General features: G+C 54.8%; 12 protein-coding genes and 3 tRNA genes. 1 reads left to right on the top strand and 14 read right to left on the bottom strand.

The features are described from left to right. Positions 1-82 precede the first annotated feature (82 nt). The 5 genes from asd to leuC are packed head-to-tail and all read right to left on the bottom strand — an operon-like array spanning position 83 to position 5,243. A complete protein-coding gene (gene asd, locus JQR86_RS07060; protein WP_434154591.1) occupies positions 83-1,195 on the bottom strand; it encodes an aspartate-semialdehyde dehydrogenase in 1,113 nt (370 codons plus the stop codon). A 56-nt stretch (positions 1,196-1,251) separates the two neighbouring features. Next, positions 1,252-2,334 carry a 3-isopropylmalate dehydrogenase gene (gene leuB / locus JQR86_RS07055; protein WP_434154589.1) on the bottom strand — a complete coding sequence of 361 codons (1,083 nt, stop codon included), beginning with the start codon at positions 2,332-2,334 and terminating at the stop codon, positions 1,252-1,254. Between the two features lie 54 nt (positions 2,335-2,388). After that, positions 2,389-3,153, bottom strand: coding sequence for a class I SAM-dependent methyltransferase (locus JQR86_RS07050; protein ID WP_010794946.1), 765 nt, complete (start codon positions 3,151-3,153; stop codon positions 2,389-2,391). 10 nt (positions 3,154-3,163) lie between these two features. Next, positions 3,164-3,808 carry a 3-isopropylmalate dehydratase small subunit gene (gene leuD / locus JQR86_RS07045; RefSeq protein ID WP_010794947.1) on the bottom strand — a complete coding sequence of 215 codons (645 nt, stop codon included), beginning with the start codon at positions 3,806-3,808 and terminating at the stop codon, positions 3,164-3,166. A gap of 10 nt (positions 3,809-3,818) precedes the next feature. Continuing rightward, a complete protein-coding gene (gene leuC, locus JQR86_RS07040) occupies positions 3,819-5,243 on the bottom strand; it encodes a 3-isopropylmalate dehydratase large subunit (RefSeq protein WP_019365757.1) in 1,425 nt (474 codons plus the stop codon). Between the two features lie 124 nt (positions 5,244-5,367). On the opposite strand from leuC, the gene JQR86_RS07035 reads away from it, so the two are divergent. After that, entirely contained in the window at positions 5,368-6,240 is an 873-nt protein-coding gene (locus JQR86_RS07035; RefSeq protein WP_434154588.1) for a LysR family transcriptional regulator, read from the top strand. A 56-nt stretch (positions 6,241-6,296) separates the two neighbouring features. Here the strand turns inward: JQR86_RS07035 and JQR86_RS07030 are convergent, their stop codons facing one another. The 9 genes from JQR86_RS07030 to alaS form a co-directional block, all read right to left on the bottom strand. Then, on the bottom strand, positions 6,297-6,767 hold the full coding sequence (locus tag JQR86_RS07030) for an Hsp20 family protein (RefSeq protein ID WP_312272003.1): 471 nt from the start codon (positions 6,765-6,767) through the stop codon (positions 6,297-6,299). 128 nt (positions 6,768-6,895) lie between these two features. Next, positions 6,896-7,861, bottom strand: coding sequence for a tRNA dihydrouridine synthase (locus tag JQR86_RS07025; RefSeq protein WP_434154587.1), 966 nt, complete (start codon positions 7,859-7,861; stop codon positions 6,896-6,898). Between the two features lie 17 nt (positions 7,862-7,878). Continuing rightward, complete coding sequence (locus JQR86_RS07020; protein ID WP_019365431.1) at positions 7,879-8,316, bottom strand: acyl-CoA thioesterase; 438 nt, start codon at positions 8,314-8,316, stop codon at positions 7,879-7,881. Positions 8,317-8,398: 82 nt separating this feature from the next. Further along, a tRNA-Arg gene (locus tag JQR86_RS07015) sits at positions 8,399-8,475 on the bottom strand. A gap of 68 nt (positions 8,476-8,543) precedes the next feature. Next, positions 8,544-8,620 (bottom strand) — tRNA-Arg (locus tag JQR86_RS07010). Between the two features lie 108 nt (positions 8,621-8,728). Beyond that, a tRNA-Ser gene (locus tag JQR86_RS07005) sits at positions 8,729-8,819 on the bottom strand. A 59-nt stretch (positions 8,820-8,878) separates the two neighbouring features. Then, positions 8,879-9,064 carry a carbon storage regulator CsrA gene (gene csrA / locus JQR86_RS07000; RefSeq protein ID WP_010794953.1) on the bottom strand — a complete coding sequence of 62 codons (186 nt, stop codon included), beginning with the start codon at positions 9,062-9,064 and terminating at the stop codon, positions 8,879-8,881. Positions 9,065-9,229: 165 nt separating this feature from the next. Next, positions 9,230-10,465, bottom strand: a complete 1,236-nt coding sequence (locus JQR86_RS06995) for an aspartate kinase (protein WP_239381029.1) — start codon at positions 10,463-10,465, stop codon at positions 9,230-9,232. Between the two features lie 97 nt (positions 10,466-10,562). Further along, positions 10,563-13,187, bottom strand: coding sequence for an alanine--tRNA ligase (gene alaS / locus JQR86_RS06990; RefSeq protein WP_434154586.1), 2,625 nt, complete (start codon positions 13,185-13,187; stop codon positions 10,563-10,565). Positions 13,188-13,191: the final 4 nt, after the last annotated feature.

The raw sequence follows: 13,191 nt of genomic DNA, 5'->3' as shown, positions 1-13,191 counted from the left end.
GCACTGTAGCGGCCGCCTTTAAGACTTTCAATTGCCGTAAATCATGGAGAAGCATGATCTCAACGGAATGAGGAGTAATACATCAACGCTCAAGCAAAATACGCAGCATACGGCGCAGCGGCTCAGCCGCTCCCCATAGCAACTGATCGCCGACAGTGAATGCGCCCAGGTATTGGGAGCCCATGTTCAGCTTACGCAGACGACCTACCGGCACGTTAAGCGTGCCTGTTACCGCAGCAGGGGTCAGCTCACGCATGCTGGCTTCACGGTGGTTCGGCACCAGCTTGACCCATGGATTGTGCTGACTGATCAGACCTTCGATATCGGAAATCGGCACGTCTTTGTTAAGTTTGAGGGTCAATGCCTGGCTGTGGCAACGCATGGCGCCCACGCGGACACAGATACCATCGACAGGAATCGGGTTTTTGAAGCGGGCCAAGATCTTGTTCGTCTCCGCTTGCGCTTTCCATTCCTCTCGGCTCTGTCCATTAGGCAGCTCCTTGTCAATCCAGGGAATAAGGCTCCCTGCAAGCGGCACACCGAACTGCTCTACCGGGAAAGACTCGCCCCGTAGCGTTTCGGCCACCTTACGATCAATATCCAGAATCGCACTGGCAGGATCTGCCAGATCGTCAGCAACGCTTGCATGCGTCGCACCCATCTGGCGAATCAGCTCACGCATGTTTTGAGCACCGGCACCTGACGCTGCCTGATAGGTCATTGCGCTCATCCACTCAACCAGGCCAGCCTCGAACAGCCCGCCCAGAGACATCAACATCAGGCTAACGGTGCAATTGCCACCGATGTAGTTCTTGGTGCCCTCGTTAAGCGCCTGGTCGATCACTCGACGGTTTACGGGATCTAGAACGATTACGGCATCGTCATGCATACGCAAGGTAGACGCAGCGTCAATCCAGTAACCGTTCCAACCGGCTTCCCGCAGCTTCGGGAAAACTTCGCTGGTGTAATCGCCGCCCTGGCACGTGATGATGACGTCCAGGCCCTTGAGTTCGTCAATGCTGTAGGCATCTTTCAGCGGAGCGATATCTTTTCCAATGGAAGGACCTTCGCCCCCTACATTGGAGGTGGTAAAGAACACCGGCTCGATCAAGTCGAAATCACGTTCATCCAGCATACGCTGCATGAGCACGGATCCCACCATACCGCGCCATCCGATTAAACCTACACGCTTCATTGCTACTGCACCTTTTTGGAAGTGGCGGCCGGAAGCGCTCCGGCCGGCCGTACAGATTACTCACTTGCGAGCGCCGCGACTACTGCCTCGCCCATTTCGCGAGTACCTACTTTTTGACAGCCCGCTGACCAGATATCACCTGTACGCAACTTTTGGTCCAGAACACGGCTTACCGCCTGCTCAATCGCCTCAGCGGCTTTTGATTGATTGAAGCTGTAGCGGAGCATCATGGAAACGGAAAGAATCGTAGCCAGCGGATTGGCAATGCCCTGGCCGGCGATATCCGGCGCCGAACCATGACAGGGCTCGTACATACCTTTGTTGTTGGCATCCAGCGAAGCGGAAGGCAGCATGCCAATCGAACCGGTCAGCATTGAGGCCTCATCCGACAGAATGTCGCCAAACATGTTGTCCGTCACCATTACATCGAACTGCTTGGGCGCGCGCACCAACTGCATGGCCGCATTATCGACATACATATGACTTAGCTCGACATCGGGATAATCCTTGGCGACCTCTTCCACAACCTCTCGCCATAGCTGACTGGACTCCATGACGTTAGCCTTGTCTACCGAGCAGAGTTTCCTGCCGCGGACACGAGCCATTTCAAAACCGACACGTGCGATCCGGCGAATTTCGCTTTCGCTGTAGGGAAGCGTATTAAAACCCTCACGCTCACCGTTATCGAGCGTGCGGATACCGCGAGGGCCACCAAAGTAGATCCCGCCGGTCAGCTCGCGCACGATCAGGATGTCCAGACCTGACACCACTTCTGGCTTGAGGGTAGAGGCCTCCGCCAATTGCGGATAGAGAATGGCCGGACGCAGATTGGCAAACAGACCTAGCGCAGAACGAATCTTGAGCAAACCCTTTTCAGGACGAATTGCACGATCAAGCTTGTCCCACTTGGGACCACCCACCGCACCCAGCAGAACAGCATCTGCTGCCTGAGCCTTTTCAAGCGTCTCATCAGCCAACGGAACGCCATGCTTGTCGATGGCTGCACCGCCGATCACATCTTCGGTCAGCTCGAAATCCAATGCGAACATGTCGTTGACGCGATTCAGAACCTTAACAGCCTCAGCCATGATTTCAGGGCCAATGCCATCGCCTGGCAGAATGAGGATCTGTTTGCTCATTGTTATCTCACTTATCCATGGAAAAGTAGAGGTGGTGCAAGGGCACCACCCAGATCATATAGGCTGGGCCCAAAGGACCATCACATCGACGGTAAAGGAGCCGTCCTTGTCAATTTCAAAATAATGACGGACTTCCTGACCAATCCGGCCTTGTACTGTGCGTATGGCCTGACGCATGGGCTCAGGCGTATTCATCCGCTCGGCCCACTCCAGGAAGTTCAAGCGCAGCCGCTGGCGAACACAGCGGGTTACTCCCAGACGAGCAACACCCAGCATCTGGAGCCACTCAGCCATGGAGTAGTCTCTGACGTGACTGTTATCACGCAGGATTTCTACGGTCTGAAGATAGGTATCAAGACGGGGGTTGGCAGGCGAGATAACATCCACAAACGCAGCCTGACCATTGAAACGCAGCACACGCCGCACCTCGCTCAGAGCTGAGCCGATGTCACGCCAATGATGCGCGGAATACCGACTAAGAACGAAATCAAAGCTGGCATCCCCAAACGGCAGACGCTCAGCCATCCCGGGTTGCACACTGATATTGTCGATGCCACGCTCATTGGCCGTACGCTTGACGATGGCCAGCATCTCTTCTGACAGATCCAATGCCACCACCGAGCCCGCCACAGGCGCAATGTTGTAGCTGACATGGCCGGCCCCACACCCTAGATCCAGAACCTTTGCCTGCTCGCGTTTGGCTACTTGTTCCCGCATCTCCTGCAGTTCAGAGCCTTGAGCATGGACGTTACTCCCCAGGTACGACTCAGCCATCGTACCGAATTGGGATTGGACAATTTGTTCGTGATCACCAGCCATGTTGCCTACCTCATGCGTTTTGAAACAACCAGGGATTGGCCTGTTGGTATGTCTTTTCGAATGCCCTGACGGCATCCGCATCCTGCAGGGTCAGACCGATGTCATCCAACCCATTAAGCAAACAGTGCTTGCGGAACGCGTCGATTTCGAAGGGAATGGCTTTGCCATCAGGACGTTTCACAACCTGCGAGGCCAAATCGATTTCAAGGGTATACCCTTCTGTCGACTCAACCTGAGCAAAGAGTTCACTTACTTCCTGTTCTGGCAGGACGATTGGTAATAAACCGTTCTTGAAACTGTTGTTGAAAAAGATGTCAGCAAAGCTCGGAGCAATCACAGCGCGAAAGCCGTATCCATCCAGCGCCCAAGGCGCGTGTTCACGGGATGATCCACATCCGAAATTTTCCCGCGCCAGGAGAATGCTGGCTCCCTGGTAACGGGACTGATTAAGCACGAAATCCGGATTGAGTGGACGCTGGCTATTGTCCTGCCCAGGTTGCCCTACATCCAGATAACGCCACTCATCAAACAGGTTGGGGCCAAAGCCGGTCCGCTTAATGGATTTAAGAAACTGCTTTGGAATGATCTGATCCGTATCGACATTGGCGCGATCCAGTGGAGCAACCACGCCTGTATGCTGAGTAAATGCCTGCATGAGATACTCCTTAAACGCGGCCGAATTCACGAACGTCAACGAAATGCCCTGCAATCGCTGCCGCAGCGGCCATGGCGGGACTTACCAGATGCGTACGACCACCGGCACCCTGACGCCCTTCGAAGTTGCGGTTGGATGTGGATGCGCAGTGCTCACCGCTTTCAAGGCGATCCGCGTTCATTGCCAGGCACATTGAACAGCCCGGCTCACGCCATTCGAAACCTGCATCGATAAAGACCTTATCCAGACCTTCCTTTTCAGCCTGGGCCTTTACCAGGCCAGACCCAGGCACCACCAGCGCCTGCTTGATGGAACTCGCCACCTTACGGCCTTTGGCGACAGCCGCCGCGGCGCGAAGGTCTTCAATGCGAGAGTTGGTACAGGAGCCAATGAATACTCGATCCAGACGAATATCAGTAATAGGCTGACTGGCCTGCAATCCCATGTATTTCAATGCGCGCTCAATAGAGCCACGCTTCACGGCGTCTCGCTCCTGGGCCGGATCAGGAACGGCTTGGTCTACCGCAACCACCATTTCAGGGGAAGTCCCCCAGCTAACCTGAGGCTTGATCTTGGTCGCGTCCAATTCGATGACGGTATCAAAGACAGCATCTTCATCAGAGACCAGCCCGCGCCATACCGCTACGGCTTGCTCCCAATACTCGGGCGCAGGGGCAAAAGGGCGTCCTTTTACGTAATCGATTGTGGTCTGATCGACCGCCACCATACCTACGCGTGCGCCCGCCTCAATTGACATGTTGCAAATTGTCATTCGGCCTTCCATCGACAAGGCGCGAATAGCACTGCCCGCAAACTCGATAGCGTGCCCATTACCTCCTGCCGTACCGATCTTGCCGATCACAGCCAGAATGATGTCTTTGGCGGTTACGCCGAAAGGTAATTCACCCTCGACGCGTACCAACATGTTTTTCATTTTCTTCGCGACCAGGCACTGGGTCGCAAGCACGTGCTCAACCTCGGACGTCCCGATACCATGAGCCAAGGCCCCAAGCGCACCATTGGTGGACGTATGGGAGTCACCACATACCACGGTCATGCCAGGCAGGATAGCGCCCTGCTCTGGGCCTATGACATGCACGATGCCCTGGCGCACGTCATTCATCTTGAATTGAGTAATACCGAAGTCATCGCAGTTTTCGTCGAGCGTACGAACCTGAATGCGAGACGTCTCATCCTTGATGGAAGCAATACCTTCCTTACGATCCGGCGTGGTTGGCACGTTGTGGTCTGGCGTTGCCAGATTGGCGCCTAGACGCCAAGGCTTGCGCCCAGCCAACCGCAGGCCTTCGAATGCCTGAGGTGAGGTCACCTCATGAATGATATGACGATCAATGTACAGCAGTGCCGAACCATCATCGCGCTGCTTGACCAAGTGCATATCCCAGAGCTTGTCGTAAAGGGTCTTGCCAGCCATCACTAACGTCCTCATCGGCGTGTTTCTATGCCCTTAGGGCTTGTAAGGTGATCCTAACGCTTGATGCTCTCATAAAACAAATTCATAATTTTCATAATCCGCATAACCATCAGGAATCCATCTTTTGGATCTGAATAACCTCAATGCGTTTATAGCAGTTGCTGAGAGTGGAAGTTTTTCCGAGGCAGGCGAACGGCTGCATTTGACACAACCTGCCGTCAGCAAACGAATTGCCAGCCTTGAACAGCAATTGGAAACACGTCTCTTCGATCGTATTGGGCGGGAAATCAGCCTAACCGAATCAGGCCGAGCGCTTTTGCCCAGGGCCTACCAAGTAAAAGACGCCTTGGCTGACACGCGAAGAGCACTGGCCAATCTCAATGGAGAGATTGCCGGCAAACTAATTTTAGCCACTAGTCATCACATCGGATTACATCGGCTACCGCCGGTACTCAGGACCTTTACACGCCTATACCCAAAAGTTTCTCTGGATATTCGCTTTCTTGACTCAGAAGCGGCATATGAGGAAGTGCTACAGGGGCGTGTGGAGCTTGGCATTATCACCTTGGCGCCAGAAGCATCGCCGCTTATCCAGGCCTCACCTGTCTGGGATGACCCCCTCGATTTTGTCGCAGCGCCTGAGCACCCCCTGGCCATGTCAGAGCAAATCAGTCTGGCTGAGTTTGCTGCGCACCCCGCCGTTTTCCCAGGCGGAAATACCTTTACCCATCACATCGTGCGGGGCTTGTTTGAGGCGCAGCAGCTCACCCCTAACATTGCAATGAGCACAAATTATCTGGAGACCATTAAAATGATGGTCTCCATCGGCATTGCCTGGAGCGTTCTTCCACGGACAATGCTTGATGAACAGGTCGTGAGTCTCCCCTTGCCTGGAATACACCTCAAGCGTCGCCTGGGCTATATCGCTCACACAGAACGAACGCATTCCAATGCAGCCAAGGCTTTTATGAAGCTATTGAGCGATTTCCATGCATGAATAAAAAAGGGGCCGCACATGGCGCCCCCTTTTTTACTGTTTGATGGCCGCTGTACTTAGGCACTCTGACCTTCCAGCGCAGGCTTTTCATTGGCACTCAACTGGCCATTGATAGCGATGCGCTTGGGCTTGGCCTCTTCCGGTACTTCACGCACCAGATCGATGTTGAGCAAGCCATTCTTCAAGCTCGCGCCCTTCACCTCAATGTGATCAGCCAGGCGGAAGGACAGCTTGAAGGCACGCTGGGCGATGCCCTGGTGCAAATAGGTCACGCTGTCGGCGCTCTTCTCACGGCGGCCGCTCTTCACGGTCAACACGCCCCGCTCTACTTCAAGCTCAAGGTCGTCTTCGGCAAGGCCGGCAGCCGCAATCACGATGCGATAGCGATCGTCGCCATGCTTTTCCACGTTATAGGGTGGGTAGGAGCTGCCCGACTCGTTGCGCAGCGCGGATTCGAACAGATCATTGAAGCGGTCGAATCCAACGGAATGGCGGAACAAGGGAGCAAGAGAGAATGCAGTGTTCATATAGGGAATCTCCTGAGTCATCAGCAAGTTTCAACGCAGGGCCCGGCTTCGGCGCCCTGCAGGATTCCATATAGGAACCCTCTCACTTTTTTCAAGTAGCACACCCGATGAACGGTAACTGAACTGGACTATGCAACCGAAGGAATTGAGGACTGCAAGCCAAGCAGCGTATCGATCCGCTCGCATTCTGTCTCACGGCGTATTTCGCCAAACAACGTCAACGCCTCCTCATAATTACGGGAAAGCATACCCAACCACTGCTTGAAACGTCCCGGCGCATAGCGTGGCGCCATCTTCTGACGCGCTTTAAGCCAGAAAATCTGTAGCAGCGCGAACAGCTCTTCCCACTGCATAGGCTCAACATGCTCACCCTTGACGCTGGCCGCTATCTGCCTCGCCAGATCAGGCCGGGAAACCAATCCACGCCCCAACATGACCTCTGCGATACCGCACACCTCACGGCACCGCCAGTAATCCTCCAACGCCCAGATCTCGCCGTTAGCCAGTACAGGAACGTCGACGACTTCCGCAACCCTGGCAATCCACTCCCAGTGAGCGGGCGGTTTATAGCCATCTTTTTTGGTACGGGCATGCACAACCAACTGTTGCGCCCCGCCAGAAACCAACGCTTGAGCGCACTCCAGCGCGCCTTCAGGGCTGTCATAGCCCAACCGCATCTTGGCTGTCACCGGGATAGACGAAGGCACGGCACGACGAACATGCGAGACAATCGAGTGCAACAGCTCTGGCTCGTTAAGGAGAATGGCACCGCCCTTGGAGTTGTTAACAGTCTTGGCAGGACAACCAAAATTCAGATCAATGACCGGAGCACCCAGCGTACAGGCGTACGCCGCATTCTCTGCCAGACAGACAGGATCCGACCCTAGGAACTGGACTCGCATGGGTACTCCCGCTCGCGTCATCGAGCCGCTTGCCAACTCCGGAGCGTATTTTTCATACGTTGCTAGAGGCAATAGCCGGTTGGTAATGCGAATAAACTCCGTGACACACCAGTCGATGCCACCTACCTGCGTCAGCAGATCGCGCAGAATCTCATCAACCAGCCCCTCCATGGGCGCCAAAGCGATTTGCATGTAGACCTCTGGAACACTTAAAGCGAATCAGGCAGCGCCTGACCGTAACCCTGAATGAAAGCCTCAGGCATACGCCGCGGCTTACCTGAAGAGAGCTCTATACATACGAAAGTCGTGACTGCACGCAGCAAGGTCATACCATCGGACGGGCGCATCAGTTGAAAACGACGTGTCATACGTAGCCGCCTGTCCCAATCAGTCAGCCATGTTCCCAGCAGCAACTGATCACCTTCGAAAGCACTTGCGAGATAGTCGATCTCGTGCCGAACTACCGCCATGGCGCGATCCAACCGGTGAAACTCGTCAACACCAAGTCCTAAGCTACTTGAATGCTGCCAGGCACACTGTTCTAGCCAGGCGACGTAAACAGCATTATTGGCATGCCCAAGCGCATCGATGTCAGTCATTGATACCTGCAACGATATGACGAACGGATTTTCAAGTTCCCAGTTCATATAGCCTCGCCGGAACATGTCTGCGTAAGTTTTTCAGGGCACAAAAACAAAGGGCTTGCATTTCTGCAAGCCCTTTGGGGTATGGCGCGCTCGAGAGGATTCGAACCTCTGACCGCTCGGTTCGTAGCCGAGTACTCTATCCAGCTGAGCTACGAGCGCGCAACTTGGTGCTTTTATATCCAGATCACCACTGGTAAAACCGGGTGTTTTTTAAACACCCTTCAAAATGGCGCGCTCGAGAGGATTCGAACCTCTGACCGCTCGGTTCGTAGCCGAGTACTCTATCCAGCTGAGCTACGAGCGCGCTGAGGGTGCACATTATAGGCTCGTATCTTTTTGAGTCAAGCGAATTTCTTAATAGAATCAGAGGGATAGAACTCTGAATCGCTTTTCCCGAAGCCTGTAACGTAAATGGCGGTGAGGGAGGGATTCGAACCCTCGACACCCTTTTGAGGTGTACTCCCTTAGCAGGGGAGCGCCTTCGGCCTCTCGGCCACCTCACCGCGACGGGGCGTAATATACGCGATTTTTTCCCGTATGCAAGCAAAAAGTTAAATAAAAATCAGATGTTAGGTTCTTGGTCCTTTTCCTTTTGAATTCGCTGGTAGATTTCCTCACGGTGAACCGCCACTTCTTTAGGAGCATTCACCCCAATGCGCACCTGATTTCCCTTAACTCCCAAGACCGTTACGGTCACTTCATCACCTACCATAAGGGTTTCTCCAACCCGTCGAGTTAGAATAAGCATTCCTTTTCTCCTTTCGTTCAGGACCACAGTCTGCAAAAAAATCAGGATCAATTCCGGGAGCCCGCGATCCTTACTGATCTATTGACCAATACCGCCGGAAAGAAAGTTCCGGCGGCATGATCAAATCGATGGAAGGCATCCAAAAACGCCCTCCAGAGAGATTGGCTATTCGCTTACCCGAGCAGGCGCATCGAGTTCGAAAGCCGTGTGAAGGGCACGCACAGCCAATTCCAGGTATTTCTCTTCGATAACGACCGACACCTTGATCTCAGACGTCGAAATCATTTGTATGTTGATACTTTCCTTGGCCAACGCTTCGAACATTTGACTCGCCACCCCGGCATGAGAACGCATACCCACCCCAACGATCGACACCTTAGCAATCTTGGTATCACCGATTGCCTCACGTGCGCCGATGGTCGCTGCCGTCTGCTTTAGGATTTCAAGCGCATTCTGGTAGTCGTTACGGTGTACCGTAAACGTGAAGTCCGTGGTGTTATCGTGCGAAACATTTTGCACGATCATGTCGACCTCAATGTTGGCCGCACTGATGGGACCCAGGATCTTAAACGCAACGCCCGGGGTGTCTGGAACACCGCGGATGGTCAGCTTGGCTTCGTCACGATTAAAGGCGATGCCGGAGATGATCGGCTGTTCCATGGATTCCTCGTCATCAAGAGTAATTAGGGTGCCTGGACCCTCTTTGAAACTATGAAGTACGCGCAGAGGCACGTTGTATTTGCCTGCAAACTCAACCGAGCGAATCTGCAGAACCTTCGAGCCGAGGCTGGCCATTTCCAGCATCTCCTCGAAGGTGATCTTTTCAAGACGACGTGCATGAGGCACTACGCGCGGATCAGTGGTATACACACCGTCCACATCGGTATAGATCTGGCATTCATCTGCCTTGAGCGCAGCTGCAAGCGCGACACCCGTGGTGTCGGAGCCGCCCCGGCCCAAGGTAGTGATATTGCCCTGCTCATCCACGCCTTGGAAACCTGCCACAACCACGACTCGCCCTGCCTTGAGTTCGGCACGGATACGATGTTCGTCAATGCTGACGATACGCGCCTTGGTAAAAGCGCTATCGGTCAGGATCCGGACTTGTCCACCGGTGAAGGACACGGCCGGAACACCCCGCTTGGTCAATGCCATGGCAAGCATGGCGATGGTCACCTGCTCACCTGTTGACACCATTACATCCAACTCGCGCGGGTTTGGCTGCGGCATGATTTGCTTGGCCAGGTCGATCAGACGATTGGTCTCGCCACTCATGGCAGAAACCACTACCACAATATCGTCACCGGCTTCGCGAAACTTCTTGACCTTTTCGGCCACCTGTTCGATGCGCTCGACAGTACCCACCGAGGTGCCGCCGAACTTCTGTACGATCAATGCCATTTGATTGCTGCCTAACGCGAGGGCGCTCATTTAACAATTCAGGTATACACCTGCCAAGGGCTCACAGAGCGCGATGCGAGCCCCATCGCTTATTCAATCACAATCCCGCTTCGGCAAAGCTGCGGGCCAACTCAAGTGCGCCTTCCAGCGCAGCCGGATCGGTACCGCCACCCTGAGCCATATCAGGGCGACCACCACCCTTCCCGCCCACATGCGCAGCAGCCTGCCTCATCAGATCGCCCGCCTTTAGTCGACCGGTCAGATCCTGGGTCACGCCCGCGACCAGCACGACCTTACCGTCTTGCTCGCCACCCAGCAGAATCACGGCAGAGCCCAGCTTGTTCTTGAGCTGATCGACCATGGCCATCAGCGCCTTGCTATCCAGCCCATCAAGGCGAGCAGCCAGCACCTTAACGCCCTTGATCTCGACGGCAGACCCCGCCAGGTCATTACCAGCTGCGCTGGCAGCCTTGGCCTTGAGCTGCTCAAGTTCCTTTTCTAGCTGACGGTTACGTTCAAGCACACCGGAGAGCTTATCGAGAACATTTTCACGACTGCCTTTGAGCAGGCCTGCCGCTTCCTTGAGCTGCTCTTCCGCCTTGTTCAGGTATGCCAGCGCACCAGCACCAGTTACCGCCTCGATACGGCGTACACCCGATGCCACACCGCCTTCACTGATGATCTTGAACACACCAATATCACCGGTGCGGGCAACGTGAGTGCCGCCACAGAGTTCAATGGAGAAGCCGTCACCCATAGTCAGTACGCGCACGGTATCGCCATACTTCTCACCGAACAGCGCCATGGCCCCTTTGCGCTTGGCGCTTTCGATGTCCATTAGCTCGATTTGAACCGTCGTGTTCCGGCGAACCTCGGTATTGACGATTTCCTCTAGCTCCTTGAGCTGTTCAGGTTTGATAGCCTCGAAGTGACTAAAGTCGAACCGCAGACGCTGACTATCAACCAGGGAGCCCTTTTGCTGGACGTGATCGCCCAGTACCTGACGCAGTGCGGCATGCAGGAGGTGAGTCGCCGAGTGGTTAAGTGCCGTAGCCTGGCGCACAGAGGCGTCGACTTGTGTTTCCAGCGTCTCGCCTACCTTGAGCGTACCAGCGGCAACCAGGCCATGATGCAGGAACGCACCGCCTGCCTTGGTGGTGTCACGCACATCGAAACGCTGGCCGTCAGCGAACAGATAACCGCTGTCACCCACCTGACCGCCCGACTCGGCGTAGAAAGGTGTCTGATCAAGTACCACGACACCTTCGTCACCTTCAACCAGTTGAGGCACCGGGCTGCCCGCCTTGAACAGCGCAACGATCTTGCCATTACCGGCGTGACTGTCATAACCCGTGAAGAGCGTCTCGCCGTCGACTTTGACCAGACTGTTGTAGTCCACACCAAACGAGCTGGCCGAGCGGGCTCGCTCACGCTGAGCTTCCATTTCACGCTCAAACCCTTCCTCATCCAGGGTCAGGTTGCGCTCACGTGCGATGTCGTTTGTTAAATCAACGGGGAAGCCGTAGGTGTCATACAGCTTGAACACCACATCACCCGGGATCACATCGCCTTCAAGGCCAGCCAGATCCTGCTCCAGAATCTTGAGGCCCTGCTCCAAGGTTTTGGCAAATTGCTCTTCCTCAGTACGTAGAACGCGCTCGATATGTGCCTGCTGATCCTTTAGCTCAGGGAATGCCTGGCCCATTTCAGCCACCAGAGCCGCCACGATCTTGTGAAAGAACGTACCCTTGGCGCCGAGCTTATTACCGTGACGGCAGGCACGACGGACGATACGACGTAGTACATAGCCGCGACCTTCGTTGGAAGGCAGTACACCATCGGCAATCAGGAAGCCGCAGGAGCGAATGTGGTCGGCTACAACCTTGAGCGAAGGCGCGTCATCATTGGCGCAGCCGATTGCCTGCGCAGAGGCCGCCAAAAGATTCTTGAACAGATCAATTTCGTAGTTGGAGTGAACGTGCTGCAGAACGGCACTGATGCGCTCAAGCCCCATCCCCGTATCCACACTGGGCGCCGGCAACGGGTGAAGAACCCCGTCAGCCGTACGGTTGAACTGCATGAATACGTTGTTCCAGATCTCGATATAACGATCACCGTCTTCTTCTGGCGAGCCGGGTGGGCCGCCCCAGATGCCCTCACCATGGTCGAAGAAGATTTCTGTGCAAGGACCGCAGGGACCTGTATCGCCCATTGCCCAGAAATTATCCGAGGCGTAGGGAGCGCCCTTGTTGTCACCGATACGAACCATACGCTCGGCAGGCACGCCAACGTCCTTGGTCCAAATGTCGTAGGCTTCATCATCGGTGGCATAGACGGTAACCCAGAGCTTTTCCTGCGGCAGACCGAGCCACTTGGGTGATGTCAGGAATTCCCACGCATAACTGATGGCGTCACGCTTGAAATAGTCGCCAAAGCTGAAGTTACCCAGCATCTCGAAAAAGGTGTGGTGACGTGCTGTATAGCCGACGTTTTCCAGGTCGTTATGTTTACCGCCGGCACGTACGCATTTCTGACTGCTGGTCGCACGGGTATAGGTGCGCTTTTCAAGGCCGAGGAAACAGTCCTTGAACTGGTTCATGCCTGCATTGGTGAACAGCAGGGTTGGGTCGTTCGCGGGGATCAGCGAACTTGAGGCCACTCGAGTGTGCCCCTTCTCTTCAAAGAAGCGGAGGAAGGCTTCACGGATTTCTGCGCTTTTCATAAAT

This window comes from Pseudomonas sp. JZ134 (assembly GCF_051027695.1).
In the GTDB taxonomy this organism is placed as follows: Bacteria; Pseudomonadota; Gammaproteobacteria; order Pseudomonadales; family Pseudomonadaceae; genus Chryseomonas; species Chryseomonas luteola.
This window is presented reverse-complemented; position numbering and strand designations above follow the sequence as displayed.

What these genes read in the sequence shown, in the direction of transcription:
- asd (WP_434154591.1), bottom strand. Translation starts at nt 1,195, where the DNA reads ATGAAGCGTGTAGGTTTAATCGGATGGCGCGGTATGGTGGGATCCGTG.
- leuB (WP_434154589.1), bottom strand. Translation starts at nt 2,334, where the DNA reads ATGAGCAAACAGATCCTCATTCTGCCAGGCGATGGCATTGGCCCTGAA.
- JQR86_RS07050 (WP_010794946.1), bottom strand. Translation starts at nt 3,153, where the DNA reads ATGGCTGGTGATCACGAACAAATTGTCCAATCCCAATTCGGTACGATG.
- leuD (WP_010794947.1), bottom strand. Translation starts at nt 3,808, where the DNA reads ATGCAGGCATTTACTCAGCATACAGGCGTGGTTGCTCCACTGGATCGC.
- leuC (WP_019365757.1), bottom strand. Translation starts at nt 5,243, where the DNA reads ATGGCTGGCAAGACCCTTTACGACAAGCTCTGGGATATGCACTTGGTC.
- JQR86_RS07030 (WP_312272003.1), bottom strand. Translation starts at nt 6,767, where the DNA reads ATGAACACTGCATTCTCTCTTGCTCCCTTGTTCCGCCATTCCGTTGGA.
- JQR86_RS07025 (WP_434154587.1), bottom strand. Translation starts at nt 7,861, where the DNA reads ATGCAAATCGCTTTGGCGCCCATGGAGGGGCTGGTTGATGAGATTCTG.
- JQR86_RS07020 (WP_019365431.1), bottom strand. Translation starts at nt 8,316, where the DNA reads ATGAACTGGGAACTTGAAAATCCGTTCGTCATATCGTTGCAGGTATCA.
- csrA (WP_010794953.1), bottom strand. Translation starts at nt 9,064, where the DNA reads ATGCTTATTCTAACTCGACGGGTTGGAGAAACCCTTATGGTAGGTGAT.
- JQR86_RS06995 (WP_239381029.1), bottom strand. Translation starts at nt 10,465, where the DNA reads ATGGCATTGATCGTACAGAAGTTCGGCGGCACCTCGGTGGGTACTGTC.
- alaS (WP_434154586.1), bottom strand. Translation starts at nt 13,187, where the DNA reads ATGAAAAGCGCAGAAATCCGTGAAGCCTTCCTCCGCTTCTTTGAAGAG.